This is a genomic window from Streptomyces sp. BK208, from assembly GCF_004364245.1.
Taxonomy (GTDB): domain Bacteria; phylum Actinomycetota; class Actinomycetes; order Streptomycetales; family Streptomycetaceae; genus Streptomyces.
The window spans coordinates 163,046-190,018 of record NZ_SOAV01000001.1 but is presented as its reverse complement, the minus strand read 5'-3'; the positions used below and the strand labels follow the sequence as shown (position 1 = coordinate 190,018).

Sequence of the window (26,973 nt, the reverse complement as noted above, 5' to 3'; positions counted from 1 at the left end):
GTTCACGGCCACGCGGGGCGGCCCCGCACGGGGCGCCCTCGAACGGGGCGGCCCCGCACGGGGTGAGTGACTACGGGCACCCGGTCCGGCTCCGAGCGGCGCTGCTCACGGCCGCTCGGCACGGGTGAGCCGACGCAGCGCCCGCACCAGGGCCTCGACGCCCGCCTCGGCCTTCGAGCGGGGGCAGCCGACGTTGAGCCGCACCCGTCCCGGGGAGCCGTAGGCCGCGCCGGGCATGACCGCCACCCGCTCCACCTCCACCAGCTCGCGCTGCAGCTCCTCGTCGTCGACGCCCAGGGGCCGCACGTCGATCCACGCCAGGTAGCCGGCGTCCGGTGGCTGCCAGCCGAGCCGCGGGAGAGCCTCGCGGAGACGGTCGGCGACCATCGCCAGGTTCCCCGCGAGATACGTCCGCAGCGCGTCCAGCCAGGGTGCGCCTTCGCGGTACGCCGCGATGTGCCCGACCAGCGACAGCACCGCGGGGGAGGAGAGCCCGTCCGCCTCCTTGAGCTCCCGCAGATAGGCGTCGCGCGAGACAGGGTCGCCGATGATGCCGTAACTGCCGGTCAGCGCAGGGATGTTGAAGGACTTGGACGCCGACGTCACCACGGCCCAGCGGCCGTCCTCGGCGTGCCGGACCCAGGGACGGTGCACATGCGGGGCGTACGCCAGGTCGGAGTGGATCTCGTCGCTGATCACCGCGACGCCGTGCCGTGCGCACAGCCGGGCCATCCGGTCCAGGTCAGCGGCCGGCCACACCCGCCCCGTCGGATTGTGCGGCGAACACAGCAGCAGCACGGCCGTGTCGGGCAGCGCCAGCAGCCGCTCCAGCTCCGCCCAGTCGTCCAGGGGACACGCCAGCAGCCGCCGCCCGCTCGCCGACACGGTCTTGGGGAACGCGTCGTACATCGGGGTGTGGGCGACCACCCCGTCGCCCGGCCGTGACCACAGGCGCAGCAACCGGGAGACCTGGTAGACGACGGAGGGCGCGTAGACCACCGAACCGGGGTCCACCTCCGTACCGTGCCGCGAGGCGTACCAGTGCACGATCGCGGAGAGGAAGTCGTCCTGGCGCCAGCGCGAGTAGCCGAGCACCCCGTGGTCCAGACGGCCGCGCAGCGCCGTCAGCACCTCGGGGGCGGTCTCGAAGTCCATGTCGGAGATCGTGAACGGCAGCAGATCCGGCACGCCGAACCGGTCCTGGACGTAGTCCCACTGCGTGCACCAGGTGCCGCGCCGGTCCACCGGCGTGTCGAAGTCGTACAGCGGGGACGGGGGAGGGGACGGCGGCAGGGGCGCGGGCCTGGGCCGGGGGGAGTGCGGCGCCACGGTCAGCCCACCGGGATCATCGTGGCGAGGGCGTCCTTCAGGGACTGGACCTGGGGGCCGATGACGACCTGCACGTTGTGCCCGTCGAGCTTGACGACGCCGACGGCTCCCAGCTTCTTCAGCCGTGCCTCGTCGACCTGTTCGGCGTCGGCCACGGTCATGCGCAGGCGGGTGATGCAGTTGTCCAGGGACCGTATGTTGCCGGCGCCGCCGATCGCTTCCAGCACGGCGACCGCGTCGTACTTCCCCGCGACCAGCTCCCTCGGGGCCTGCGCCAGCGGGCCGGAGCCGGAGGCCTCGCCGGCGCGGTCCCCGTCCCCGCGCCCCGCCTCCCCGTGCTCCCGGGCGGCCTCCTCCTCGTCCGTCGGCGGTTCCTCCCGCCCGGGTGTCTTCAGGTCGAAGCGGGTGATGGCCCAGCGGAACAGGAAGTAGTACGCGGCGAACCACACCGCCGCGATCACCGGCACCAGGTACCACTTGGTCGTCGAGCCCTGGAGGACGCCGAAGACGAGCCAGTCGATGACGTTGCCGTCCGTGTTGCCGATGAAGACGCCGAGCACGGCCGCCGTGAGGAAGCCCAGGCCCACCAGGACCGCGTGGACGACGTACAGCCAGGGGGCGACGAAGAGGAAGAGGAACTCCAGCGGCTCGGTGATGCCACCGACCACACACGCCACCACCCCGGACACGAGCAGGGCCTTGATCTCCGGGCGCATACGGCGCTTCGCGCAGTGGTACATCGCGAGCGCGGCACCCGGCAGGCCGCCGAGGTAGGCCGCCATCTTGCCCTGGGAGAGGAAGTGCGTCGCGTCGGTGACCGCGCTGCCGGGAGCGGCCGAGCAGTCCAGCTGGGCGTAGAACAGGTTCAGGGCGCCGGAGACGTGGTCGCCGCACACGGTTCCCGAACCGCCGACGTCGGTGAAGCGGAACATGGCGACGAGGATGTGGTGCAGGCCGATCGGGCGCAGCAGCACTTCGCCCATGCCGAAGAAGAACGGCCCGAAGACGCCCGTGTGCCCGATGCCGCGTCCCACGGCGTTGATCCAGCCGTTGAACGTCGGCCACACAAGCGGGATGAGCAGACCGAGCACGCTCAGGACCAGGGCCGAGACGATCGGGACGAAGCGCAGTCCGCCGAAGAAGGCGAGCGCGTCGGGCATCCGCTGGGTGCGGAAGCGCCGGTGCAGCAGGCTGACGACGATGCCGACGGCCACGGCGCCGAGCAGCCCCGTGTCGATGGACTGCACGCCCAGCACGTCGGCGATGCCGTAGTGCTCGATCGCCTTCTCGTCCTCGAAGTCGACGCCCTTGGCGGTGAGATAGAAGTTCACCGCGAGGTTCATGGCCACGAAGCCGACGAAACCCGAGAACGCGGCCACGCCCTTGTCCTCCCGGGCGAGACCGAGCGGGATGGCCATCGCGAACAGGACGGGCAGGAAGGTGAAGGCCACCAGGCCGGTGTTGGCCATCCAGGTGAAGACGAGGTGGAAGCCCTCACCCTTCAGGAAGGCAACGTTGTCAGTGACCGCGTCGCTGGACAGGGAGGAGCCGATGCCCAGCATGATGCCGCAGAACGCGAGCAGGGCCACCGGGAGCATGAACGTCTTGCCGAGCCCCTGGAGGAATTCCCAGAGTGCGGCCTTGGTCTTCTGCATGTGTACGGAACTTTCGTGCCTGGGGGGACGGGCCCGTCCGCTCGCCGTGGCGCAGCGCGACGGGCCGGCGGGCAGTACCGGCGTCGGAGGCAGGCCGAGGGGGCGGCCCCGCCTCGCAGGGGGCGGCCCGCCTCACTTGCCGCCCGGGACTCGCCCGGTGACCGCGCCAGGCAGGGTCGTTCCGCCGCAGGGATCACATCACAGCAGGTCGGTCGCTGTCCACGGCCTGTCCCGGGCCTCGTCCACGACCAGTGCACCGGCGCGTTGCGGGGTGTGCAACGGGTCCGGGAGGCAGCGGGGTCGGGCGTGTGGTGCGGGCGCGCCGGGGACGCGAGTGGCGTGACGCGGGGGACCGACGGGGAGGATCCACTCCTGCGCCCGTCCCAGCCCCGTCGGAAAGGCAGGCACCGATGCACCGACTCCTCGCCCGAGCACTCGCCCCCGCCCGGGCCCCGCTGGCCGGAGGTGCCGCGGCCGCCCTGTCCCTCGCCCTGGCGTCCTCCGTCCTCGCCGCCTCCGCGAGCACCGCCGCCGCCCCCGCGGGCGCCGAGTCGGGCGGCCGGCCGGGGAGCAACGCCTGGTTCACGTCCTGGGCCGCCTCGCAGCAGAACCTCGCCCCCACCCCGCTGCGCGACCAGTCGGTGCGCATGATCACCCACCTGAGCCAGGGAGGTGACGCGGTCCGGATACGCGTTCAGAACACCTTCGGCGAGGCACCGCTCACCGTGGACGCGGCGACCGTGGCGCACAGCGACGGCGAGGACGCCGCGACGGAAGGCCGCCCGCGTGCCGTCACGTTCGACGGCGGCCGCCGGGTCGTCGTCCCTCCCGGTAGCGAGGTGTGGAGCGATGCGACCGCGCTCGGCACCGGAGCCCAGGACGACATCGCGGTGTCGCTCTCCGTCTCCGGCACGGTGGCTCCGGGGCGGCACGACAGCGCCTTCCGCACCAACTACCTGACCCCGCCCGGCTCGGGCGACCACACCGCCGACCGGACCGGCACCGCGTTCACCGAGACGACCGGTTCCACCCTCCTGGTCAGCGCCGTCGACGTGCGCAACCCGGGCCTGCGGGGGAGCCTCGTCGCCTACGGCAGCTCGGTCGTCGACGGAACCGGGTCGACGGACTGCGGGCCGGGCTGCAGCCGCCCGGGCGCCGACCTGCGGTGGACCGACGACCTCGCCCGGCGGATCACCTCGGAACTGCCCCCCGCCCGGCAGTTCGCCGTCGCCAACGCCGGCATCGGCGGCACCACCAGCGCCGCTACCTGCCCGGACACCGGCGCGTCCGTCCGCGGCCTCGACGCCGCCGCCCGGCTGGAGCGCGACGTCCTCTCCCTGCACGGGGTCACGGGCGTCCTCTACTACTACGGGACCAACGACCTCCCGGCCGGCTGCGACGCCGCGCGGATCGAGGCGAGCTACCGTGAGGTCTTCCAGCGCCTGAGGGCCGCGGGCATCAAGGTGTACGTCACGCCCATCACCCCCCGCCCGGGCTACACCGACCAGCACAACCGCGACCGGCACGCCGTCGGCACCTTCGTCTCGAAGTGGAACAGCTGCGGCGGCACCTGCGACGGGATCCTCCCCTTCGACCAGGTGCTCGAGGACCCCGTGCGGCCGAACAGCATCAACCCGCCCTACGACACCGGCGACGGTGTCCATGCGAACATCGCGGGCCAGCAGGCCCTCGCCGACATCGTCTCGCTCCCGATGCTGGCGGCTTCGGCCCGTCGGTGAATATCGGCCCCGGGTCATGAACTCCCGGACGGACGAAGGGCGTCGGCGACCGGATCACGCAGACGGTGGGTGCGCCCCGGCCCGGGCGTCGGCGCCGTGGGGCGACGTCGCCCCGGACGAGCCGTCCCCCGCCGCGCACGGCGCCGTGCGCGGCGACTTCGCCGACGTGCGACCGGGGTGACGGCGGGCCGCCGTCACAAGGTGCGCAGGCCGCGGTCGGCGAAGGCGATCAGCCACTCGAAGCTCTCGTCGACGTCGGTGCTCCACTGGAAGCCGGCCGCCGCCTGCAACGTGGCGAAGCCGTGGAAGAGGCTGCGGAGCAGGCGCAGGGCGTGGTTCACGTCGCGGTCGTCGATGTCGTAGCCGCGCAGGACCGCGTCGAACGCTGTGAGCAGCCGCTGCCCCGCGACGGCCAGGGGGTCGTCCGGGCCCGACGGCTCCTGGCCGATCGTCGCGGCGTACCGGCCGGGGTGGTCCAGGACGAAACCGCGGAAGGCGCGTGCCGCGGCCGCGAGGGCGTCACGGCCGGCACGGCCCTGGACCGCGTCACCGACGGCGTCGGCGGCCTGGCCGAGAGCGAGGGCCGCGATCCGCCGGTTGAGGTCCTCCTGGCCGCCGACGTGTTTGTACAGGGACGGGGTGCGCACGCCGAGCCGCTCGGCCAGCAGACCCATCGTCAGGCCCGCGAAGCCCACTTCGTCGGCCAGCGCCGCACCGGCCGCGACCACGGCCGCCGGGTCCAGGCCCGCCCTAGGCACGGGTGGCGTCCGAGCGGAGGAAGGCGAGCACGAGCGCGGTCACCTCGTCGGGGAACTGGTCGTGCGGGTAGTGGCCGGCGCCCTCGATCATCTCCAGGCGGCCGAGCCCGGACGGCAGGGCGTCGACCACTGCCGCACCCTCCGCGTGCGGGTCCGCCCAGTCCGGGTCGAGCGTCCCCATCACGACCAGCACGGGGCAGCGCACGTTGCCGAGTTGCGCACCGGCGTCGGCCGGCGCGCTGCGGCCCATGGCCTGCATGGCCTTCATCCGGCCCGGCTCGCGCAGCCGGGACTCGATGAGACCGGTCCGCTCCGCCCAGTCGTCCGGCCTCACGCCCGGGTAAGCCACCTCGAGGTACGAACGCCACAGCCGCAGGCTGCCGAACAGGCCCGCGCCGAGCAGTCGCGTCATGCCCCGGCGGAACCGCCGCACCCGGAGGTCGCCCGGGCGCATCGACTGCTTCCGGGTGAACGGCGCCAGCTCGACGACCGCGGTGACCAGCGCGGGCTCCCGGGCCGCGGCGACGGTGGCGGCGCCGCCCGAGACCGAGTGGCCGATCAGTACGGCGGGGCCGCCCAGGTGGCGGATCAGGGCGAGCAGGTCACCGGCGATGGCGGTGCGGCTCCACTCCGGCCAGTCGACGCCGGACTCGCCGCAGCCGCGCAGGTCCACCGAGGCGACCCGGTGGCCCGCCGCGACCAACCGCGGGACCACGGCGCGGTACGCGGCGCGGCTGTCCCCCATTCCGTGCGCCAGGACGATCAAAGGCCCCGACCCCGTCACCTCGTACGCGATCGTGCCACCGTCGACGGCAAGATACTCGGTCATGCCCACTCCCCTGTTCGGCTAACGCCATTAACTAAAAGCTACTGTCGTTAGCCAAACCTGTCAACGGGCCCCCAGGGGCCCTCGAGCGGCAGGGGCCTGCCGCTGTGCCGCGCGCAGTACGGCCGACTCCACCTCGCGGTGCGGGAGGCCGGTCTCGTCGGCGTAGGCGGCGATGCCGCGGGCGAGGGCGGCGGTGGCGTCGGACCACACCGCCAGGGCGACCGTCGCGTTCTCGCCCCTGTTGTTGCGGTAGCGGTCGTCCGCGGTCTCGACGGCACGCCTGAGCTCGATGAGGCGTCTCGGGATTTCCATGGTCGAAAAGCCTAGGGCGGCCTGATGTGCGGCCCACTGTCTCGCCGAGCGGGAGTGTTCCCGGCGAGGGCACTCGTCTCTGCCCCGGCCGGTGCCCGTGCGGTCCGCCGTCGCCGCACAGCGGTCCGGTCCGGGCGCGGGAGGGGGTTGACCGTGCGTGCGCGTGCCGGTTACAACGTGGATCATCCGGACAGTAAGCGGTTGCTACAGGAAGAGGACGACGCATGACGCTCTCGCTCACCCATGTCCACGGTGACCGCATCACCGTGGCCCACGGGGCGGCCGGAACCGAGCTGTTCTCCTACGTGTACCGCCCCGAGGCCGAGTGGGAGGCGCCCAAGCCGTACCTCCACCCGGTCCGGACCCTGTCCGGCGCGGTCGTCACCGACTACCGGCCCAACGACCACCGTTGGCACAAGGGGCTCCAGCTGACCGCCTCGCACCTCTCCGGGCAGAACCTGTGGGGCGGCAACACCTATGTGCACGGCGAGGGTTACCTGGCGCTGCCGGAGCGGGTCGGCTCGATGGCCCACGTCGCCTTCGAGGAGGCCGGCGCCGACGCCGGCCGCGCCGTCATCGCCGAGAGACTGACCTGGCACCCGCACGGCGGCGAACTGTGGGCGGAGGAGGAGCGCCGCGTCGAGGCCCGGGACGTGGACCCGGACTCCGGCAGCTGGACGCTCATCTGGACGTCGGCCGTGACCAACCGGCGTGCCGAACCACTGCGGTTCGGCAGTCCGACCACCCACGGCCGCCCCGCCGCCGGATACACCGGCCTGTTCTGGCGCGGCCCACGTGCCTTCCGCGGCGGCCGGGTCTTCACCGCGACGCCGGCCGGGCCCGGCCGGCCCGGCGAGTCCGCCGCGTCGCCGGAGAACAATCCCATGGGCTCCCAGGCCCCCTGGCTCGCCTACGTCGGCGAACACGACGGACGCGACGGACACGCCACGCTCGTCTTCGAACACGCCCCCTCCAACGACCACGCCGGCGAGAAGGGAACCCACCCGGCGCACTGGTTCGTGCGCAGCGACCCCTTCGCCGCGGTCGCGCCCTCCTGGGCCTTCCACGAGGAACTGGTCCTGGAGCCCGGCGAGACCCTGGCCCGCACCTACCGGGTGGTGGTCGCCGACGGAGCCTGGGACCGCGAGCGGGTCGCCGCGCACCTGGCGGCCCTCGGATGGTGAGCGCGACGTACGACGGCTTCCCGGCGGCGGTCGGCCTGTCCCGGCTGACCGTGTACGACTGGCCGACCGTCGAGGGGCTGCCCGGCGGCGGCACACCCCACCTGCACCTGACGTGCAGCGAGGGGTACGTCGTCACGGCGGGCCGGGGCACGGTGCAGACCCTCACCGCCGCGGGCTTCCGGGAGACGCCCCTGGAGCCGGGCACGGTCGCCTGGTTCACACCCGGCACGATCCACCGCCTCGTCAACCACGGCGGCCTGGAGATCACCGTGGTGATGCAGAACAGCGGCCTGCCCGAGGCGGGTGACGCCGTCCTCACCCTGCCCCGACCCCTGCTCGCCGACCCCGTCGCGTACGCCGACGCGATCCGCATCCCCGCCGACGCGCCCGAGACCGAGCAGGCGAGGGCCGCGCGCGCCCGCCGTGACCTGGCCACCCGGCGCTTCCTCGAACTCCGCGAGGCCGCGGAGCACGGCGACCCCGAGCCGCTGGAGGAGTTCCGGCAGGCCGCCGCCGCACTGGTGCGGCCCCGGCTGGAGGCGTGGGAGCGGCGCTGGCGCGAGGGGGCGCACGCCGCAGCCGAGGCGACCCGGGCCCAACTCGACGCACTCGGCCGCGGGGACGGCACCCACCTGACCGCCGCCCGGGTGACCGCGACCGGACCGGCGGCACACGGACGTTTCGGCATGTGCGGCCGGCTGGCCGTCTACCCGGGCATCTGATCGCCGGCCCCTCGCCCCGCCGGACACCTCCGGGCGGTGTGAGAGGATCCCGGGTCCATGGGCGAAACGACGGAAGCGACCTCGACCGATGTGGTCCTCGCCGGGTACGGCCCGGTCGGGCAGGCGTTCGCCGACCGGCTGGCCCGGGACGGTGCGACCCTCGCCCGCCGCCACGGCGTACGGCCGCGGGTGGCCGCCGTACGCGCGAGCGCGGCCCAGTGCCTGCCGGGTGCCGACGGGTCGGTGCCGCCCCGCTCGCAGTGGGGTCCCCCGAGACCGCTGGAGGAGACCCTCGACCGCACCGGTGCGCGGGTGTTCGTCCAGGCCGTCCCCTCCTCGGCGGAACTGCGGGAGCGCGCCGCGGCGGAGGCCGTGACCGCGCTGCGCCGGGGGATCCACGTGGTGACGGCGACCAAGAGCCACCTGCTCACGCACTGGCGGGAACTGGACGAGGCGGCCCGGGCCGGCGGCAGCACGATCAGGATCTCGGGCGCCACCGGGGCGGCGCTCCCGGCGGGCGACCTCTCGCGCACGTCCCTGCGCGGTATGGACTGCCGGACGATCCGGGCCTGCCCCAACGGCACCGTCACCTTCGTCCTCGACCGCCTCGCCGAAGGCGACGCGTTGAGCGACGCGATCCGTGCCGCGCGGCGCGTGGGCATCGCGGAGGCGGACCCCTCGGCGGACCTGTCGGGCGAGGACGCCGCCACGAAGGTGCGGCTGCTGGCCGCGCTGGCCTGGGGCTGGGACCCGTCGGAGGTACGCGTGCGAGCGCAGCCGGTCGACGAGAGCACCGGACGGCGTGCCCTGGACGCGGCGTCCCGGTCCCGGCGGCTGCGGGCGGTCGCCGTCGCCTCGGCGGCCGAACCCCGCGTCGTGCACGTCCGGCTGGAGGAGACGGAACCGGGCGATCCGCTGCACGCCCTGAAGGGTCCCGAGAAGGCCGTGGTCTTCGGCTGCCCGGACGCGGGCGACGTGACCGTGAGCGGCGGGCGGTCGAGTCCGGTGGGCGCGGCGCTGGCCCTGGTGAAGGACACCGTGGAGGTCACGGCCCCGCGCACCGGCTTTCACTGAGACGCGGGGGCGACCGCCCCCGCGTCTCAGTGGTCACGGCACCGTGATCACGCACTTGCACCACGGAGGCGCCGCCCCGCCCCGTCAACGGCCGTACGGGGAGCCCGCCTTGCCCCGTCGGCGGCCCCGGGAAGGCGGTCGGGCCCGAGCGCCTCAGCGGAGTTCGTACAGCAGGTGTGTGGCGTTCGGCGTCGGGTGTGCGCCGCGCTGGACGAGCGCGCGCGGCACCCCGGCGGTGAACAGCGGTGTTCCGGAGCCCAGCACCACGGGAGCCAGGTGCAGGGACAGCACGTCGACCAGCCCGGCGTCGAGCGCCGAGCCGATCAGGGCGCCGCCGCCCATGAGGACGACGTCGGGATCCGCGCCGGCGTGCGCCGAGGCCGTCGCGGCACGCTCGCGCGCGACGGCCACCGCGTCGGGCAGACCGGTCGTGACGAACGTCCAGTCGAGGCCGGTCAGACGGACCGACTCCGGGGGCGCGCTCGTCACGACGACGAACGGGGGCCTGCCGACCTCCGCCGCGCCGTATCCGACGGTGTCGTCCCAGCCGCCCGGACCGTCGACCAGGTCGAAGAGCCGGCGCCCGAGGACGACGGCACCCGTGCGGGCGGTCGTCTCGCGCACCATCCGGCGCTCCTCGGGGTCGTCGGAGAACGCCCAGGTGTGCAGTGCCTCGCCGCCGGTGCCCAGACCGTTGCCCGGGCCGGGGTCGGGTCCGGTGACGTAGCCGTCCAGGGAGATCGAGATGTCCGCGATGATGTGGGTCATACGGGGTTGACTCGATCCGCCGCCTCGATTCATCGCTCCCGCCCGGGACGGCCGCCGCAACCGGACCGCCCAGAACGCTCGCCGCACCGTTACAACGTTTCACCGGCGTCGTGAGTCTTCCTGTTCAGCCACGCTCAACCCGCGCTTCACATGGAGTTTCCCGCATGCCTCGGTTCAGCATCGTCATTCCCGTCTTCAAGGTGCAGGGGTACCTTCGCGACTGCCTGGACTCCGTCCTGGGACAGTCGTACCGGGACATCGAGGTCATCGCCGTGGACGACCACTCTCCGGACTCCTGCGGCGCGATCATCGACGAGTACGCCGCCCGCGACGACCGGCTCAAGGCCGTTCACCTGCCGGAGAACGTCGGCCTGGGGCGGGCGCGCAACACCGGCCTCCAGCACGCGCGGGGCGACTACGTGCTCTTCCTCGACAGCGACGACTCCTACACCCCCGGCCTGCTCGAGGCGCTGGCCAAGCGGCTCGACGCCGTCGGGGAGCTGGACATCCTCGTCTTCGACCACGTGCGTACCTACTGGTGGGGCAGGGGTGGCCGCAGCCAGGCCGCGGACCTCATCGAACGGGCCGGTACGGACGTCTTCCGCCTCCAGGACCGGCCCGAGTACGTCCAGCTGTTCCTGGTGGCGTGGAACAAGGCGTTCCGCCGCGCGTTCTTCCTCGAGCACGGTTTCCGCTACGCCCCCGGCCTGTACGAGGACGCACCGGTCACCCACATGGCGATGGTCACGGCCGAGCGCATCGGCTGCCTGAACAGGGTCGGTGTCGAGTACCACCAGCGCCGCCAGGGCGCGATCACGAAGACGCCGGGACGCAGGCACTTCGACATCTTCGAGCAGTACGAGGGACTGTTCGCGTTCCTCGCCGCGCGCCCGGAGCTGGCCTGGGCCACACCCATGCTGTTCGAGCGGGCCGTGTTCCACATGCTCTTCACGCTCAAGCGCCCCGAGCGGGTGAGGGTCGCCGACCGCAAGGAGTTCTTCGACCGGACCGCGGACTTCTACGCGGCACACGTCCCGGCAGGATTCACGGTGCCCGGGGGGCCCACCGGGGTGTACATGCGGACGGTGGCCGGCCGGCTCTACCCCGCCTACCAGGCCGCTCAACTCGCCGCCCGGGTCAGGACGGCCGGGCCGAACAAGGTGGCAAAGGCCAAGACCAAAGCCGGCAAACACGCGTACGCGGGCCTGTACGCCCTGCGGCGCCGGCGCTCTCCGGACCCCCGCCTGGCCGTCTACTCCTCGTACGAGGACCGGCTGCCGTCCTGCAACCCCCTCGCCGTCCACGACAAGGCCAAGGAGCTCGCCCCCGAGGTGCACGGTGTCTGGGTGGTGCGCAAGGAGCTGGCGGGCCGGGTGCCCGACGGCATCGACTACGTGGTGCGCGACTCGCGCCGCTACTGGGAGGTGATGGCCCGTGCGCGGTACTTCGTGAACAACGTCGACTTCCCGGACCACATAGTCAAGCGTCCGGGACAGCTGCACCTCCAGACCCATCACGGAACCCCGCTCAAGCGCATGGGCATGGAGCAGCAGGCCTATCCCGCGGCCGCCAGGGGCGTGGACTTCCAGCGCCTCCTCGACCGCGTGGACCGCTGGGACCTCAGCGTCTCCTCCAACCAGCACTCCACCAAGCAGTGGGAACGCGCCTACCCCGGCTCCTACGAGTCCCTCGACGCGGGCTACCCGCGCAACGACCGCTACTACCAGGCCGGCACCGAGGACGTCGCCGCCGTCCGCGCCCGGCTCGGGATAGCCCCGGGCAGGACCGCCCTGCTGTACGCGCCGACCCACCGCGACTACCGGACGAGCTGGACGCCCTCCTTCGACCTGGCCCGTCTGGCCGAGGCCCTGGGCGACGACTTCGTCCTGCTGGTCCGCACCCACCACTCCTACGGCCCGAGCCCGGAGCTGAACGACCTCGCCGAACGGGGCGCCGTCATCGACGTGTCCCGCCACCCCGGCGTCGAGGACCTGTGCCTGGCAGCGGACGCGCTCGTCACCGACTACTCGTCCCTCGCCTTCGACTACGCCAACCTCGACCGGCCCATCGTCATCTACGCCGACGACTGGGACATCTACTCCCAGGTCCGCGGCGTGACCTTCGACCTCCTCTCCGGACGCCCGGGCGACACCCCCGGCGCGGTCGCCACCACCGAGGACGAACTCATCGACACCTTCCGCAGCGGCCGCTGGTGCGGTACCGAGGCCGCCACCCTGCGTGCGGCCTTCCGCGAGCGCTTCTGCCCGTACGACGACGGCCACGCCGCGGAGCGCGTGGTACGCCGCTTCTTCCTCGGCCAGGAGGCGGGACCGGCGACAGTCCCGCTCGCGCACCGGACCCCGGCGCCGGCACCGGCCGCCGGCTGACCGGGGCAGCCCGAGCCCCGGAACGGATGCTTCCGGCCGTTTCCGGGGCGGGGCGCGCGGATCGCCGCCCGGCGAGGGCGACCGTCGCGCAGAGTACCTCCCATGACGACACCCGCGGAGTCGCTCCGCTCCCTCGCCCGCACCCGGGCCTCGCTCGACGGTGCGGAAGTCACGTACTGGTGGTCCGGGAGCGTGTACTCCTGGGCGCCCGACGAGCCCTACGAACGCCTCTTCGGCTTCGAGGGGGTCAACGTGGCCCGTCTGGTCCACGACGCCGAGGACGGTCCGGACAGCTACCGGCTGCTCAGCCGCGAGGCCGCCTTCTATCTCGACCCCGCCACCGGCGACATCCTGGAGAGCTGGCGGGACCTGCCGGTGGTGCACATCTGGAACGATCCGGCGAACCAGAAATGGCGCCCCTTCCCGGTCCCGGCGACCGACCTCGGGGCCCAGGTCTGCTTCAGTCTGGAGATCCCCCTTTCCTACCCCTCGCCCCTGCCGGTGGCCCAGTACCCCCTCCACTCGGCAGGCGACACGTACAGGGCCCTGGAACTCTTCCAGTTCTACGCCCACCGCGAGGACCTGGCGGGCCCGGCGCCCGGCGTCCCGGCCACCATGTCGTGGACCAGGATGTCCCCCTGGGTCCCGTGGATGGCCCGCGGGCAACGACCGGGCGGGCTCACCTACCACTGCCGGGGCCGCAAGCTCGGCGCGTACACCGAGGTCCCCGAGCGCACCCGCGCGTACATCGCCGGCCACCACCCGGAGTTCGCCCGGGCACCGGAGACGTGGAGCGAGCCGAACGAGACGAGCTGGACGTACTTCCGCAGGCTCCACCCGCCCGCGTGAGCCGCCCGGGCACGAGTGCGGGCCACGGTCCGCCCGGCAACGAGCGTCCGCCGCCGGGCTGACACCGGCCGGGGATCGGCGCGACGGCGACCTGGAGCGGCACGTGCACAGGGGGCGGGCGTTTTATGGTGGGCCGATGCGACATGTCCCCAGATGGGTCCTGCTCTCCTCGGGATGCGCACCCGTGCTGCTGATCGCGGGCTGGGCGGGCGCGGCCCGTTTCGAGGGGGCGTCCTACGACCCCGTCACACAGACGATCAGCGTTCTGGGGTCCTACGGAGCCGCCGGATTCTGGGTGATGACGGCGGCGTTCCTGGCGCTGGGCGTCTGCCACCTGCTGACCGCCTGGGGACTGCGGGCCGCCGCCACCGCCGGACGCTTCGCGCTCGGCGGCGGCGGGCTCGCCGCTCTGGTCCTGGTGATGCTTCCCGCGCCCAGCAGCGGAGGCTCGCTGCGCCACGGAGCCGTGGTGGTCGTCGGGTTCACGCTCCTGGCGGTGTGGCCGGTGCTGGCCGTCAACGGCGGGCCGGCCGCGCCCTGGGCGCTGCGACTGACACCTTCGATCGTCGTGACGGCCCTGATGGCCGCCGGCGGCGTGTGGTTCCTCGTCGAGATGCAACGGCACGGTGACGCCGGCGTCGCGGAACGCGTCGTGACCTCGCTCCAGTCGGTGTGGCCCTTCGTGGTGGCCGCCTCCTGTCTCCGTCACGCCCGGCAGCGGGGGTGATCCCGGGCCGTCCGTACGCTCAGCGCCGTGCCAGCGCCAGCAGGCTCAGCCCGAACATCAGGACGCCGAGCGGAAGGTGGACCGACGGGACGTGCGCTATGCCGAGCACGACCTGGACCGAGGCGAGGACGAGGAAGCCGGTGGCGTGCCAGACGGGACGCAGCGGGCCGCCGCCCGGCTTCCAGGCCAGTACCGCCGCGAGCACGTACAGCATCGACGCCCCGTACATCACCCGGGCCCCGACGCTGTGCAGGGTCTCCCCGTAGGAGGCGGTCAGCAGCAGTCCGGCGGAGACCGCCTGGAGGAAGATGGTCAGTGTCTGCAGGGCGATCGCGGTCTGCAGGAACGAGATGCGGCGCTGAGCCGTCGCCTGTACGGCCATGTGACGGTCCCCTTTTCCGCCCCGCGGGGCAGTTGATCGATAAGCTCTCACCAGCCCGACGACACGGGCGGGGGAAAGGTAAGGCGAGGGGGCGCTCGGGCATGGGCACGGCTGGGACGAGCACCGACGCGACGGTCGGTGAGCGGCGTCAACTGATCAACGTCGCCTACCGGTTGCTGGGTTCGCTGGCCGAGGCCGAGGACGCCGTGCAGGAGGCCTACGCACGCTGGTACGCGCTCCCCACGGGCCGGCAGGAGGAGATCGTGTCCCCGGGGGCCTGGCTGACGACCGTGACCGGCCGCATCTGCCTGGACGTGCTCGGCTCGGCGCGCGCCCGGCGGGAACGCTACGTCGGCGCATGGCTGCCCGAGCCGCTCCCCGACCGCACCGAGCGGGGCCACGGCTCCGGCGCCGACCCGGCCGACCAGATGGTCCTGGACGAATCGGTGGGCATGGCCTTCCTCGTCGTCCTGGAGTCGATGACGCCCGCCGAGCGGGTGGCCTTCGTCCTGCACGACGTATTCCGCTACCCCTTCGCCGAGATCGCCGGCATCCTCCGGCGCACCCCCGCGGCCTGCAAGCAGCTCGCGGCCTCGGCCCGGCGCCGGGTGCGTGCCGCGCGGGCTCCCGCCCCGGCGCCGGCCGCACAGGCCGACCTGGTGCGGCAGGTCAAGGAGGCGTGGGCGGCCAAGGACATCGCGGCCCTGGTCGACCTCCTGGATCCGGCCGCCGTGATGACCGCCGACGGCGGCGGCCGGGCCGGTGCGGCCCTGCGCCCGGTCGAGGGCGGTGAGCGCATCGCCCGGTACATGGCCGGCATCGCCGAGAAGGCCCCGGGTCTCGAACTCCTGGAGCGGTCGGTCAACGGCGCACCGGGCCTGGTGGCCCAGCGCGCCGGCGTCGTCCTGACCGTGGCCGCGTTCGATCTGGCCGAGGGGCGCGTCGCCCGCATCTGGGTGGTCCGCAACCCGGAGAAGCTGCGGTGGTGGAGTCGCCGGGAATGACGGCCGCGCCGGGTCAGATACGCCAGGATCAGATACGCCAGGAACGGAGCGCTTCGGCGATGTCGTAGATGCTCAGCCCGGTCTCGCGGACCTTTCGGATCAGGTCCGACAGGGCGCCGTAGGGCGGGTCGATCCCCTCCCCGGACTGGTCCATGTACTGACCGGTCACGAAGGCCGCGAAGAGGCTGTTGCGGTGGGGGAGGGGTTCCAGGCGCACCACCGTGTGCAGGAGGGCCGCCGCACGCCAGGCGCTGTCGGGGTTGGAGGCGGCCAGGGTCGGCATGCGGGTCTTGTGGCGTGCCACCGCCGCGACCAGGGCCGAGTAGTCCGTGACGGACACGTCCTCGTTGTCCAGGGCGGCGTCCTGGACGTCCAGGAGCCAGGGGACATCGATGTACAGGGGCTCGCTCATCAGGCGGCGGTGACTCCCTCGCCGCGCTGCGACGGGGGGATCTCGTCCGGGAACGCCTCGTCGAACTCGGCGCGCAGCCGGTCCGCCCACGAGGCGGCGCCAGCGACGAACCGCTTGCGTTGCATCTCCCGGACACCGAGGTCGTGCATGTACTGCTTGAGGCTCTTGCCCTCCGCCGCCGCGGCAGCGCGCACGCCTTCCATTTCTTCCTCGGTGAAGGTCACGTTGAGTGATGGCATACGGACATGGTACCTACCCGGTACCTGAAGTGCGACCGGCAGGGGCAACCTCTCCCGGAACCGGAAAGTCGCTTCCAGCTCACTCTGTGTGTCCTGCGGCTTTCGGTGGACCATGGCGATCTTCTTCGCGTACAGCCGTAAAAGGTTCGGCAACGGAGTACAACCCCTGAAGGGGTGCAAAGGTCTCAACAGGTGGCTTCAGCAATACCAGGGGGAGGCCAGTCGATTCACGGATCGAGGTGCCATGAAGCGTTCCATGCAAGCCGCGGGGGCGACGGTGACCGCCGTCGCGGCCATCGGGGCAGGGCTGTTGGTGACGGCTCCCGCCGCCGGCGCGGCGACCGCCGCCGCGGCCGCGTCGTACAACGGCGTCTGCGGCTCCGGCTACAAGGTGGTGAACTCCATGCCGATCGGCACGGTCGGCACGGTGTACCTCACCTACAGCTCGGCCACGGGCAAGAACTGCACCGTGACCATCCGCAACAGGACGGGCACACCGACGTACATGGTGGCCTACGTGCGCAACGTCGACAGCAGCGAGGACCAGGCCGACGCGGGGGAGTACCGCTCGTACGCCGGGCCGGTGTACGCGTTCGCCCGCGGCGCCTGCGTGGAGTGGGGCGGCGTCGTCGACAACCTGCAGGCCTGGAACTACGGCTCCAACTGCGGCACGCTCGCGGCCAGCACGCCGCCGCGGGACTGGTTCGCCGGCGACCGCTGAGGCGGCTGCGCCGACCGGCCGGGGGGCTCCACCGTACGGCGGGGTCCCCACCTCTCTCAGACGGGCTTGCGCCACACGGAGACGTGCTTCGCGGAGTCCTGGACGAACGGGGATCCGTCCCAGTCCCCGACGCGACGCTCCAGCTCCAGACCGGCGATCCGCGCCATCAGGTCCAGCTCCGCCGGCCAGGCGTACCGGTGCCGGGAGCCGTCGCGGCGGTAGGCGCCGTCGGCGCCGTCCCGGGTGAAGTGGTGCGAGACGAGGGTCTGCTGCACCAGGTCGAAGGTGTCGAAGCCGAGATGGCGCTCCGAGACGTCGAAGGGCACCGCGACCTGGCCCGGCGGCAGGAACCGCAGCGGTGGCACGCCCAGTTCGATGACGAACCGGCCCCCGGGGCGCAGATGGCGTGCCGCGTTGCGGAAGCACTCCACCTGCTCGTCCTGCGTGAGCAGGTTGGAGATGGTGTTGTAGACGAGGTAGACCAGGGCGAACTCCCCGGGGACGACGGTCGTGGCCATGTCCCCGAGGGTCACCGGCAGGGTCGCCTCGTCGACCTTGCGGCGCAGTACCGCCGCCATGTGCTCGGACAGCTCGATGCCCACGACCGGCACACCGCGTTCCCGCAGCGGGACGCCCACCCGCCCGGTGCCGATGGCGAACTCCAGTGCCCGGCCGTCTCCGGCGAGTTCGGTCAGGAAGTCGAGAGCCGGGCCGAGGACGGCGGGCGAGGAGTGCTCGGCCTCCTCGGCGTCGTAGCGGTCGGCGGTCTCACGGGTCCACAGCTCGCTGCTCGTCACGGACCGGCATTCTGCCGGGCGGGCGACGGCGCTGTCGAAGCGTTTTCCACCAAGGCGCACCGCGTCTCCCGGCGGCGCGTCGTCACCTTTCGCCGCGCAGCCCGAGAAGATAGGCCGCGGTCAGCGCGACGGCACGGTCCGCGTCCGCGGCCAGCCGCACCAGGGCGCCGGTGGCCGTCGGGCCCGGGATGCCCGCCAGCGCCTGGGTCAGCCGGCCGCGGGCGGGCGGCCGCGTGCTCGCGTCGTCGAGACGGCCGACGAGGCCCCTCGCGATCCGGTCCGCCGTCGCGGCCTCGTCCGCCAGCACGCTCAGCGCGTCCGCGGCGTCGGTGTCGTTCCTGCCCGCCACGACCATGTCGACGAGCGTCGGGATCGCGTCGCCCACCCCACGGGTCCCGAGCGCCAGCGCCGCGTACCCGCGGACCACGGGGTCGGGACCGTCGAGCGCCAGCCGCAGTTGTGCCGCGGCCTCCTCGCCGGGAAGCTCCGCCAGGGCCTGGACCGCACGCTCCCGCACCGCGGCCACCGGTGAACCGAGGCCCCGGACCAGCAGGGCCGTGCCGTCGTCGCCCGCTCGCGCCAGCGCCCAGCGCAGGGCCCCGGCGACGTTGGGGTCCGTCTCGTTCAACGCGGCCTCGACCAGGGCCTCCACCGGCACCGCGGCCTCGTGGACCGACGAGAGGGCCGCGCGCTGACGGGTGTCGGCGCTCTTCGAACCGAGTGCCTGCAGGAGCGCGACGACCTGGAGGACGTCCTCCCAGCCGGCCGGTCCCGCCGCGTCGATCCGGCGCAGCCGGGTGAGCAACTCCGTCTCGGCCGCGATGCGTTCACGGGTCCGCTGGACGAGGTCGTCGACGAGGGACGCGGGCGCGAAACCGGGCTCGTCGAGCGCCCGGCCGATCTCCCGCAGCGACAACCCCAGCGACCGCAGGCTCTCGACGTGGAAGATCCGCCGGATGTCCTCCTGGGAGTACTCCCGGTAACCGGCGCCCGTACGGCCCGACGGCCGCACCAGGCCGAGCGACTCGTAGTGCCTGAGCATGCGGGCACTCACCCCGGACCGTCGCGCCACCTCACCGATCAACACGGTCCTATGGTCCCTCGGGGCCCGGCCCGCCGAGTGCCACGACGCGTCTGGCCTCCTCGAGCGCCGGCTCGAACCCGGCATCGGGGTCGCGCAGCAGCCGGAGGGTGGCGAGGGCGTGCGCCCGTACGGGCTCGGCCGGCGCCTTCGCCGCGGTCTCCAGAACCGCCACGACCGCCTCACCGAGCGCCACCAGCGCCCGGCTGAGACTCAGCTGCGTGTGACGGTCGCCGCGGCCCAACTGCGTCGCCAGCACCGAGGTCAGCGCGGTCTCCTCGCCCTCGGGGACGAGCAGGACGGCGGCCCGCCAGGCACTGCGCGCCACCTCGTCGTCGGCGTCGGTCAGCACCGCCGCAGTGATCACCGGCCACGCCCGCCGGTCCCCGATCTTGGACAGCGTGTGCAGCGCCTGACTCCGTGCCTGCGGACGCGTCGAGCCCACCTCACGGACCAGCCGCGGGAGCGTCAGGGACACCGGGTGCCGGGTGAGCGCCCAGGTCAGCATGTCGCGAACGAAGAACTCCGGTTCGACCGCTGACCGTTCGACGAGCGCGTCGACGAAGCGCGGGTCCGGTGTCGTGCCGACGGCCAGGGCCGCCCGCAACCGCACGGTCGCCGATCCGTTCTCCAGACCCCGGAGCGCTCGCACCGGGTCCGTGTCCTGCCCCGTCATGGTCATGGGGACCACCTCCTCGGCGAGCAGTGAAGACCTTCTCACCGTGTCAAGGTCAAGGAAGTGGTGGCCGGGGCGCCTCGGCGGGGGAGAAGATGAGCGCCATGACGGGAGAGAGTTCCTCCATCGACAGCACCAGACCCAGCATCGCCCGGGTCTACGACTACCTGCTCGGTGGCAAGGACAACTACGCGGTGGACCGGGAGATCGGTGACGTGTTCAAGCGCGACCTCCCCGGTTCGGTGGCGATCGCGTTCGCCAACCGCGCGGCACTGACCCGGGCGGTCGGGGAGCTCGTCACGACGGCCGGAGTGCGGCAGTTCATCGACCTGGGCAGCGGCCTGCCCACCGCCGACAACGTGCACCAGGTCGCCCAACGGCGCGCGCCGGGAGCGAGGGTGGTGTACGTCGACACCGATCCCCAGGTCCTGGTCCACGGGCGTGCGCTGCTCGAGGAGAACGACCGCACCCGGGTCGTGCCCGTCGACGTACGCGATCCCGAGGCGATCAGGAACCACCCGGACACCCGGGAACTGATCGACTTCGACCGCCCCGTCGCCGTCATGTTCAGCGCCGTCCTCCACCACGTCAACGACGAGGAGGACCCCGCCGGGATCGTCCGGTACTGGCGGGACCAGGTGCCGTCCGGGAGCCACTTCTTCGTCAGCCACTTCCGTTCCGGGGACAACCCCGAGACGGTGCAGGCCGAGAAGGTCCTCCAGGGCACGTTCGGCCGCGGCAGGTGGCGGACCGACGCGGAGATCGAGGCCCTGCTGGACGGCCTGGAGATCCTGGAGCCCGGGATAGTGCCGGCGCCCCGGTGGCGCCCCGAGCCCGGCCGCGGCCCGGCGGGCGACGGCGGCGAGCGGGAGTTGACCGTCTGGGAGCACCTCATCGCCGCCGGGATGGCCCGCAAGGCGTAGCACGGTGCCGGGCCGCGGTCCGGGGCGGCTCGGACGACGGCCGCGCCGGCGGAGGGGAGTTCCGGGACATCGCCGAACGATTCGCGGCACCCTTTGCGCAATGGCCCGAATCGGCTGTTGTCCGGCCCGCGGGAGCGACTACCGTGGCCTCGGCCCGAGGTTGATCGGCGGTACGCCCGTGAGCCGGGCGACGCGGGGGAGTGGACGAGGACGTGGGAGAGTACCGCAGGCCCCCCGGGGAAAGCGGGCGGGCGACCGCCCGGCCGGCGTCGGCGGTGCTGGCGCCGCCGCTGCGCGTGTGGCTGGGCGTGATCGCGTCCCTGGCCGCGTCGGTGGTCGTCGCCCTCGGGGCGGCGTACGCCCGCGACAGCGAGCCCGGCACCACGGACCTGCGGATCTGGACGGCGGTGGACGGGGCGGGGGCGCCGTGGCGGCACGTCGCCTCGGCCACGGACTTCGTGGGGGAGCCGGTGGGGGCCGCGCTGCTGGTCGCGGTGCTCGTGACGGGCTGCCTGCTGCTGCGGGACCCGCGCGCGGCCGTGTTCCTCGTGACCGGCACCGGCCTGACCGTGGGGGCGACGACCCTGCTCAAGCCCGTGGTGGGACGTACGATCCACGGCGACAACCTGTCCTACCCGAGCGGACACACCGCCTTCCTCACCGCGATCGCCCTCATGGTGTCGCTGCTCGCGACCGGCCGGCTCGGCCTCGGCAGGGTGGCCGGCGTGACGTGCGTGTTCGCCGCGGGGCTGGTGGCCGGCGCGGTCATGGGCTGGGCGCAGGTCGTCCTGGGCTCGCACTACCCGACCGACACCGTGGGCGGATGGTGCACCGCGCTCGCGGTGGTGCCGGTGACCGCCTGCCTGGTCGACGCGACGGCCGACCGGCTGGCCGCGCGGAGAGTGTGCAGGCAGTCCGACCGGCAAGGCGAGAGGCACGCCCGGATGTCCGGTGCGCCGCCCGCCCGGGCCGCCGACCGGAGGGCCGACGCCGGCCGTCAGTGATGCCGGCGACGGCATCTGCTGACGGCCTGTCGCGTCAACGGCCCTCCGCCTCCGCGGCTCACACCGTGCGGCGGAACACCGGTTTCACCGCCCGCCCGCCCATCCACGGTGTGGGGTCGGCGGCGTCCAGGGCCTTCCGGTACACCGCACAGGCCTGTGCCACCACGTCGACGGTCTGGTCGATGTCGGCGTCGCTGAGCGCGGCGCTCACCACGAACGACGGGGCCAGCACGCCGCCCGCGAGGAGCCGCCGCAGGAAGAGGGTGCGGTACTCCTGCGACGGCCGCCCGTTCTCGTCGAGGGTGGCGAAGACCAGGTTGCTGGCCCGGCCCCGGACGACGACGTGGTCGCCGACACCCATACCGGCCGCCGCCTCGCGGACACCCGCCGCCAGCCGTTCCCCGAGGACGTGCAGCCGCGCGGTGACGCCCTCCGCCACGTAGGTGGCCTGCACCGCCATCGCCGCCGCCAGAGCGTGCGTCTCCGCGCCGTGGGTGGTGGACAGCAGGAACACCCGCTCACCGGAGTGGCGCAGCCCGCCCCGCTCCATCAGGTCCCGGCGTCCGGCCAGCGCGGAGACCGCGAACCCGTTGCCCAGCGCCTTGCCGAACGTGGAGAGGTCGGGGACGACGCCGTACAGGCTCTGGGCGCCCGCCTCCGACCAGCGGAAGCCGGTGATCATCTCGTCGAAGACGAGGACGCAGCCGTGCCGGTGGGCCAGGTCGCGCAGCCCGGCGAGGTAACCGGGCGGCGGCTCCGCGTGCGTGGCGGGTTCCAGGATCAGGCAGGCCACCTCGTCCCGGTGCCGGGTGAGCATCTCCTCCGTGGCGGCCAGGTCCCCGTAGGGGAACGCCACGGTGAGTGCGTCGGTCGCGGCCGGGACGCCGGCGGACATCGGCGTGGTGCCGATGAACCAGTCGTCGACGGAGAAGAACGGATGGTCGGCGCAGACGGCCACCCGCGGGCGCCCGGTGGCCGCGCGGGCCAGGCGCACGGCGGCCGTGGTGGCGTCGGAGCCGTTCTTGGCGAACTTCACCATCTCGGCCGTCGGCACGGTCGCGAGGAAGTGCTCCGCCGCATCGACCTCCACCACGGACGGCCGGACGAAGTTGCCGCCCCGGTCGAGTTCCCGCCGCACGGCTTCTGTCACGCGGGGGTGGGCGTGACCGAGGCTGACCGAGCGCAGGCCGGAGCCGTACTCGATGTAGCGGTTGCCGTCGACGTCCCACACGTGGGCACCGCTGCCGTGGCTGATCACCGGCGCCAGGTCCTCCGGGTACTGGTCGTCGCCCTTGGCGTAGGTGTGCGCGCCCCCGGGGACCATGGCGTGCAACCGCTCGTTCGCCCGCGACGACCGGGGCAGACTCGGTTCTTCCGCGTTCACTCGGGCCGTCACCCTTCCCTGTGCTTGAGGACCTCGGCGAGGCTCGGTGCCCGCCGGTCCCGCTCGGACGCCGAGGTGACCGGCAGCGGCCAGTCGATGGCGAGGTCCGGATCGTCGAAGGCGATCGTCACGTCCTCGGCGGGATCGTGCGGGCGGTCGATCCGGTACGAGACGTCGGAGGGGTCCGTCAGCGACTGGAAGCCGTGCGCACATCCCGCCGGTACGTAGAGAGTCGTCTGGGTCTCGCCGGACAGCTCGAAGGAGGCCCGGCCCAGGTACGTCGGCGAGTCGGGCCTCAGGTCGACGATCACGTCGAAGACGGCCCCGTGCGAGCACCGCACCAGCTTGGCCTCTCCGGCGCCGGAGCGCAGGTGCATGCCGCGCAGCACGCCGCGGACCGAGCGGGACACGCTGTCCTGGACGAAGGCCGCCGGGTCCAGACCCACCGAGCGGACCACGTCGGCGTCGAAGGTGCGGCAGAAGAAGCCGCGTTCGTCGGCGTGCGGCGTCGGCTCGAACAGGTACGCGCCGGCGATCTCGGGAACTTCTCTCGCCTTCATGGTGTCTCCCGCAGGGCGTGGGTGGGGTGGTGCGCCGGGAACAGCGCCGCGGCCAGGGCGGTGTACTGCTGCTGCACGCGCCGGGCGACGGCCAGGTTCCGCTCGGACAGGGTGCGCCGCACGTGTGCCGAGTTCCGCTCCAGCTCCCGGAACTGTTCGAGCAGCCGGTCGGCGTCGGTCTCACGGGCCGGGTGGCAGTACGCGCCCATGCCCATCTCGGCCATGAGGGTGTCGCTCTTGGCCGAGTAGCTGAGCGCGAGGGTCGGGGCGCCGACCTTCAGCGCGCACACGATGTTGTGGTAGCGGGTCGCCACCACGGCGTCGGCGCACGCCGTCTCCTTCATCAGGTCGGCCAGCGAGGCCGCCTCGGCGACGGTGACCAGGGGGGAGCCCACCGCGTCGACGATCGCCGCGGCCACCGGCCGGTCGAGTTCGTCGCCGGTGAGCAGCCGGACCGGCCGGTTGTCGGCGACGAGCGCGCGCACGAAACGCGTCGTCCCGTCCAGGTAGCGCCGGTGGATCTCCTCGGCCCGGTCGCGTTCGTCGTTGTTGCCGTGGAAGTCCATGACGCCGACGCAGACCGGGCCCGGCGCGCCCGCGGGCTCGTTCGCCACCGGCGCCGGCAGGGCGAACACCAGGTCCGCGTAGACCTCGTCCCGCGCCGTGTCCACGCCCATCGCCCGCATCGCGTCGCGCGAATGGGTGTCGCGGTAGGACCGGTACGCGGCCAGCCGTGTCGACCAGCGGGTCAGGACACGCGTCGGCCGGTTGCCGATCGGGCCGGCACCGACGCTGACCAGCCCGACCCGGGTGCCGGTCAGCCGTCCCGCCGCACAGAGCAGGAACAGCGAGTACGGAAAGCCCCACGGCCTGAGCGGCAGCGTGGTCTCCAGCACGCCCGTGCCCGGCACGATCACGGCGTCGTGCCGGCGCACCCAGGCGGCGGTGCGCACGACGTCGACGAGTTTGCCCAGCCCCTTCGCCGCGACGGCGTTCACCCGTGACGCGGTCCTGTACTCCCCTCGGTACCAGTTCAGCCGTGTCGCGGGGATTCCGTACCGCGTCGCGACGAGCTCGGGACCGCCGCACATGGCGTCCACGACCGCCCCGGGATACGCGGTGCGGAGATGGCCGAGCACGGTCTCGAGCGAACCGTCGTTGCCGCTGTTGCCCGATCCGAGCAGACCGAACAGGCCGATCCGCAGCGGCTTCTCGTGGGAAGTCATGCCTGCCCCTTCCCGCGGCCGGCGACGAGGGAGTCGACGGAGACGCTGAGCCTGCCCGGCCCGACCGGAGCGCGGTCCTCGACCCGCTCGCCGGCACCGGGACGGACCCGGCTGGTCAGCCACGCGGCCAGCTGCCGGTGGCACGCGCGCCGGTCGGCCGAGGACAGCGGGGCCCGCCCGATCGCGGAGACGAACCCCCAGACGTACTCGGCGAGCAGGCGGGGTGTCGGGTGCAGTGGCCCGGCCCGGCGCGGATCCAGGTTGACGCACCGGGACCGCTTGGACGGGTTCGCCCGTTCGGCACGGGTGGGGTGGTCGCGGCGGAAGTACAGCAGCTCCGGCACTTGGTGGAAGGGCCCGTGCAGGGTGATCTCGGCGACGAACGTGCGGTCCGCGTGGTGATAGCTGTCGTGCGGTTTCACGCGGCGCAGGGTGTCGGCCCGCATCACCCCGTAGAAGTCGTCGCCCCCGGGCTCGAACAGCAGGCTGCGGAAGCGCTCCGGGGCACGCGGCGAGTCGGTGGCGAGACCGTACGCGTAGGGGACCTTCACCTTGCCGTCCCCGTCGATGACCGCCTGGCCGCTGTGCGCGAGGACCACCTCCGGCCGCTCGTCCAGCGCCTCGACGCAGCGGCGCAGCAGGTCCCGGGCGTAGAGGTCGTCGTGCGAGGCCCACTTGAACAGCTCACCCCGGCACTCGGTGAACACGTAGTTGTGGTTCGGGGCGGCGCCGATGTTCCGGGGCAGCCGGATGTACCGGATGCGGGAGTCCCGCGCCGCGTACCGGCGGCAGATGTCCTGCGTGCCGTCGGTCGACGCGTTGTCGGAGATCACCAGTTCGAAGTCCTCGTAGGTCTGCCCGAGGAGGGCGTCCAGCGACTCGGCCAGATACTCCTCGCCGTTGTAGACGGGAAGGCCGATGCTCAGCCGGGGGTGGGGGGTCATGTGGTCCTCACTTCGGGAAGGGAAAGGTCGTGGCGCTCGCGCAGGGCGGCCCGCAGCTGCAGCCACCACACGGCCGAACCGCAGACGGAGGCGGCGGCGGCGCCCCAGGCCGAACCGACCGTGCCGCCCGCGACCGCGCCGCCGAGCCCGCCGGCGACGTAGCAGGCGGAGGCGAACAACTGACAGCGCAGACTGCGCCGGGCCGCGGCGAGCGCCCGCAGACCCGCCGCCGCGCCGGTGCCGAGCCCGGCGCCCGCGACGCTGAGCGTGACCGGCACGATGAGCTCCGAGGAGGCGCTCCAGACGTCACCGAGCACGAGCCCGCCGAGCCGGTCCGGCACCAGCAGCAGTGCCGCGCCCCAGAGCACGGCGGCGACGGACTGACCGGCGCCGAGCAGGAAGCAGAACCTCCCGAGCCGCTCCGGGGCCTGGCGGAGCACCCGCGCCGACTCCGCCACGGTGACCAGTGACAGACCCATCAGCACCGCGAGGAACGGGCCGAGCAGGAGCTCCGCGCCGCGGATCACGCCCACCGCGCCGACCCCGACGATCGCGCCGAGCCCGTACGCGCGTATCTGGCTCGCGCCGCTGACACCGACGTTCTCGGCCAGGTACCGGTATCCGAGGTCGCGGTGGTCGCGGTGCCACTCGCGGGCCCCGGCCACCCGGGGCCGGATGCCGGACTGGAAACAGCCGTGGACGGCGGCCGCCGCGGCGGAGCCGCCCCAGGCGAGGAGGAAGGCCGTCACGCTGCCCACGTGGGCCGCCACCACCATCGCCGGGACGAGCGCGACCGCCCACACGACGTCGTTGACGAACGCCTTGCGGCCGGCTCCGGCGGCGAAGAACGAGTACCGCCAGGCGTCCTGCAGCAGCAGCCCCGGCAGCACGACGCCCAGGGCGGCGAACGCGGCCCCCACCTGGCCGCCGATGACGAGCCCGGTGACCAGACTCACCGTGCCGATACCGCTGCCGACGAGGAGCGCGGTACCCGAGGACCGTGCCACCGCCCCGCGCCAGGACGCTTCCGGTACGCCGCTGAAGCGGACCACGAGGGGATCGGTGGCCAGCCCGCGGGAGACGTTGAGCACCACACCGTAGGTCACCCAGGCCAGACTGAACACGCCGAAGGCGGTCAGTCCCAGCGAGCGCGCCACGTAGACGCCCACCACGAAGTTGGACAGGCTGGAGGCCGCCTGGTCGGCCAGCCCCCAGGACAGCCTGCCGACGACACCCCGCCGGGCGGGCTGTGCCGGTGTGGTGGACTTCTCCCCCTCGACGGTCATC

General features: G+C 73.1%; 28 protein-coding genes. 11 read left to right on the top strand and 17 right to left on the bottom strand.

The window, feature by feature from the left end; all coding sequences use genetic code 11:
* Nucleotides 1-105: 105 nt before the first annotated feature.
* A complete protein-coding gene (locus tag EV562_RS00925) occupies nt 106-1,293 on the bottom strand; it encodes a MalY/PatB family protein (RefSeq protein ID WP_133885338.1) in 1,188 nt (395 codons plus the stop codon).
* Nucleotides 1,294-1,331: 38 nt separating this feature from the next.
* Complete coding sequence (gene malX / locus EV562_RS00920) at nt 1,332-2,984, bottom strand: maltose/glucose-specific PTS transporter subunit IIBC (RefSeq protein WP_133884682.1); 1,653 nt, start codon at nt 2,982-2,984, stop codon at nt 1,332-1,334.
* A gap of 410 nt (nt 2,985-3,394) precedes the next feature.
* Here malX and EV562_RS00915 point away from each other — a divergent pair, with 410 nt between their 5' ends.
* Nucleotides 3,395-4,723 carry a GDSL-type esterase/lipase family protein gene (locus tag EV562_RS00915; RefSeq protein ID WP_133884681.1) on the top strand — a complete coding sequence of 443 codons (1,329 nt, stop codon included), beginning with the start codon at nt 3,395-3,397 and terminating at the stop codon, nt 4,721-4,723.
* 194 nt (nt 4,724-4,917) lie between these two features.
* Here the strand turns inward: EV562_RS00915 and EV562_RS00910 are convergent, their stop codons facing one another.
* From EV562_RS00910 to EV562_RS00900, 3 genes are read right to left on the bottom strand one after another with little or no spacing between them, the layout of a single operon-like run.
* Nucleotides 4,918-5,451, bottom strand: coding sequence for a TetR/AcrR family transcriptional regulator (locus tag EV562_RS00910; RefSeq protein WP_133885337.1), 534 nt, complete (start codon nt 5,449-5,451; stop codon nt 4,918-4,920).
* Nucleotides 5,452-5,473: 22 nt separating this feature from the next.
* Nucleotides 5,474-6,310: an alpha/beta hydrolase gene (locus tag EV562_RS00905; protein ID WP_133884680.1), complete on the bottom strand. Its 837-nt coding sequence runs from the start codon at nt 6,308-6,310 to the stop codon at nt 5,474-5,476.
* 60 nt (nt 6,311-6,370) lie between these two features.
* Nucleotides 6,371-6,622: a hypothetical protein gene (locus EV562_RS00900; RefSeq protein WP_133884679.1), complete on the bottom strand. Its 252-nt coding sequence runs from the start codon at nt 6,620-6,622 to the stop codon at nt 6,371-6,373.
* Nucleotides 6,623-6,846: 224 nt separating this feature from the next.
* Between EV562_RS00900 and EV562_RS00895 the strand changes: the two genes are divergently transcribed.
* From EV562_RS00895 to EV562_RS00885, 3 genes are read left to right on the top strand one after another with little or no spacing between them, the layout of a single operon-like run.
* Nucleotides 6,847-7,806, top strand: a complete 960-nt coding sequence (locus EV562_RS00895) for a PmoA family protein (protein WP_133884678.1) — start codon at nt 6,847-6,849, stop codon at nt 7,804-7,806.
* Nucleotides 7,800-8,528 (top strand): cupin domain-containing protein, encoded by a 729-nt coding sequence (locus EV562_RS00890; RefSeq protein WP_133884677.1) that lies wholly within the window; start codon nt 7,800-7,802, stop codon nt 8,526-8,528. Before EV562_RS00895 ends, EV562_RS00890 begins: the two co-directional genes overlap by 7 nt.
* Before the next feature lie 57 nt (nt 8,529-8,585).
* The gene (locus EV562_RS00885) at nt 8,586-9,602 is read left to right on the top strand and encodes a homoserine dehydrogenase (protein WP_133884676.1); all 1,017 of its coding nucleotides are present in this window, start codon (nt 8,586-8,588) and stop codon (nt 9,600-9,602) included.
* 153 nt (nt 9,603-9,755) lie between these two features.
* Here the strand turns inward: EV562_RS00885 and EV562_RS00880 are convergent, their stop codons facing one another.
* Nucleotides 9,756-10,370, bottom strand: coding sequence for a dihydrofolate reductase family protein (locus EV562_RS00880; protein ID WP_166661512.1), 615 nt, complete (start codon nt 10,368-10,370; stop codon nt 9,756-9,758).
* A gap of 164 nt (nt 10,371-10,534) precedes the next feature.
* Between EV562_RS00880 and EV562_RS00875 the strand changes: the two genes are divergently transcribed.
* The 3 genes from EV562_RS00875 (at nt 10,535) to EV562_RS00865 (ending at nt 14,333) form a co-directional block, all read left to right on the top strand.
* Nucleotides 10,535-12,757, top strand: coding sequence for a bifunctional glycosyltransferase family 2 protein/CDP-glycerol:glycerophosphate glycerophosphotransferase (locus EV562_RS00875; protein ID WP_133884674.1), 2,223 nt, complete (start codon nt 10,535-10,537; stop codon nt 12,755-12,757).
* 102 nt (nt 12,758-12,859) lie between these two features.
* On the top strand, nt 12,860-13,606 hold the full coding sequence (locus tag EV562_RS00870) for a DUF1838 family protein (protein ID WP_133884673.1): 747 nt from the start codon (nt 12,860-12,862) through the stop codon (nt 13,604-13,606).
* Between the two features lie 136 nt (nt 13,607-13,742).
* The gene (locus tag EV562_RS00865) at nt 13,743-14,333 is read left to right on the top strand and encodes a DUF998 domain-containing protein (protein ID WP_133884672.1); all 591 of its coding nucleotides are present in this window, start codon (nt 13,743-13,745) and stop codon (nt 14,331-14,333) included.
* Nucleotides 14,334-14,352: 19 nt separating this feature from the next.
* Here the strand turns inward: EV562_RS00865 and EV562_RS00860 are convergent, their stop codons facing one another.
* Nucleotides 14,353-14,715, bottom strand: coding sequence for a hypothetical protein (locus EV562_RS00860; protein WP_133884671.1), 363 nt, complete (start codon nt 14,713-14,715; stop codon nt 14,353-14,355).
* Between the two features lie 101 nt (nt 14,716-14,816).
* Between EV562_RS00860 and sigJ the strand changes: the two genes are divergently transcribed.
* Nucleotides 14,817-15,719 (top strand): RNA polymerase sigma factor SigJ, encoded by a 903-nt coding sequence (gene sigJ, locus EV562_RS00855; RefSeq protein WP_133884670.1) that lies wholly within the window; start codon nt 14,817-14,819, stop codon nt 15,717-15,719.
* Nucleotides 15,720-15,747: 28 nt separating this feature from the next.
* Here the strand turns inward: sigJ and EV562_RS00850 are convergent, their stop codons facing one another.
* Entirely contained in the window at nt 15,748-16,131 is a 384-nt protein-coding gene (locus EV562_RS00850) for a toxin Doc (RefSeq protein WP_133884669.1), read from the bottom strand.
* Complete coding sequence (locus tag EV562_RS00845; RefSeq protein WP_164457822.1) at nt 16,131-16,370, bottom strand: hypothetical protein; 240 nt, start codon at nt 16,368-16,370, stop codon at nt 16,131-16,133. Before EV562_RS00845 ends, EV562_RS00850 begins: the two co-directional genes overlap by 1 nt.
* A 256-nt stretch (nt 16,371-16,626) precedes the next feature.
* On the opposite strand from EV562_RS00845, the gene EV562_RS00840 reads away from it, so the two are divergent.
* Nucleotides 16,627-17,091, top strand: coding sequence for a spore-associated protein A (locus tag EV562_RS00840; RefSeq protein WP_133885336.1), 465 nt, complete (start codon nt 16,627-16,629; stop codon nt 17,089-17,091).
* Between the two features lie 56 nt (nt 17,092-17,147).
* Here EV562_RS00840 and EV562_RS00835 read toward each other — a convergent pair whose 3' ends face one another.
* The 3 genes from EV562_RS00835 to EV562_RS00825 form a co-directional block, all read right to left on the bottom strand.
* Nucleotides 17,148-17,888, bottom strand: a complete 741-nt coding sequence (locus tag EV562_RS00835) for a class I SAM-dependent methyltransferase (protein ID WP_133884668.1) — start codon at nt 17,886-17,888, stop codon at nt 17,148-17,150.
* A gap of 82 nt (nt 17,889-17,970) precedes the next feature.
* Complete coding sequence (locus EV562_RS00830; RefSeq protein ID WP_133884667.1) at nt 17,971-18,975, bottom strand: HEAT repeat domain-containing protein; 1,005 nt, start codon at nt 18,973-18,975, stop codon at nt 17,971-17,973.
* Between the two features lie 4 nt (nt 18,976-18,979).
* A complete protein-coding gene (locus EV562_RS00825; RefSeq protein ID WP_166661559.1) occupies nt 18,980-19,651 on the bottom strand; it encodes a HEAT repeat domain-containing protein in 672 nt (223 codons plus the stop codon).
* A gap of 98 nt (nt 19,652-19,749) precedes the next feature.
* Here EV562_RS00825 and EV562_RS00820 point away from each other — a divergent pair, with 98 nt between their 5' ends.
* Both EV562_RS00820 and EV562_RS00815 read left to right on the top strand, forming a co-directional pair.
* Nucleotides 19,750-20,568, top strand: a complete 819-nt coding sequence (locus tag EV562_RS00820; protein ID WP_133884665.1) for an SAM-dependent methyltransferase — start codon at nt 19,750-19,752, stop codon at nt 20,566-20,568.
* 212 nt (nt 20,569-20,780) lie between these two features.
* On the top strand, nt 20,781-21,572 hold the full coding sequence (locus tag EV562_RS00815) for a phosphatase PAP2 family protein (protein WP_133884664.1): 792 nt from the start codon (nt 20,781-20,783) through the stop codon (nt 21,570-21,572).
* 58 nt (nt 21,573-21,630) lie between these two features.
* Here EV562_RS00815 and EV562_RS00810 read toward each other — a convergent pair whose 3' ends face one another.
* The 5 genes from EV562_RS00810 to EV562_RS00790 are packed head-to-tail and all read right to left on the bottom strand — an operon-like array spanning nt 21,631 to nt 26,972.
* Nucleotides 21,631-22,956, bottom strand: a complete 1,326-nt coding sequence (locus EV562_RS00810; protein ID WP_133884663.1) for a glutamate-1-semialdehyde 2,1-aminomutase — start codon at nt 22,954-22,956, stop codon at nt 21,631-21,633.
* Between the two features lie 8 nt (nt 22,957-22,964).
* On the bottom strand, nt 22,965-23,516 hold the full coding sequence (locus EV562_RS00805) for a dTDP-4-dehydrorhamnose 3,5-epimerase family protein (protein ID WP_133884662.1): 552 nt from the start codon (nt 23,514-23,516) through the stop codon (nt 22,965-22,967).
* A complete protein-coding gene (locus tag EV562_RS00800; protein WP_133884661.1) occupies nt 23,513-24,742 on the bottom strand; it encodes a polysaccharide pyruvyl transferase family protein in 1,230 nt (409 codons plus the stop codon). The genes EV562_RS00805 and EV562_RS00800 overlap by 4 nt, the downstream gene beginning before the upstream one ends.
* The gene (locus EV562_RS00795; protein ID WP_133884660.1) at nt 24,739-25,686 is read right to left on the bottom strand and encodes a glycosyltransferase family 2 protein; all 948 of its coding nucleotides are present in this window, start codon (nt 25,684-25,686) and stop codon (nt 24,739-24,741) included. The genes EV562_RS00800 and EV562_RS00795 overlap by 4 nt, the downstream gene beginning before the upstream one ends.
* Nucleotides 25,683-26,972: a hypothetical protein gene (locus EV562_RS00790; RefSeq protein ID WP_133885335.1), complete on the bottom strand. Its 1,290-nt coding sequence runs from the start codon at nt 26,970-26,972 to the stop codon at nt 25,683-25,685. The genes EV562_RS00795 and EV562_RS00790 overlap by 4 nt, the downstream gene beginning before the upstream one ends.
* Nucleotide 26,973: the final 1 nt, after the last annotated feature.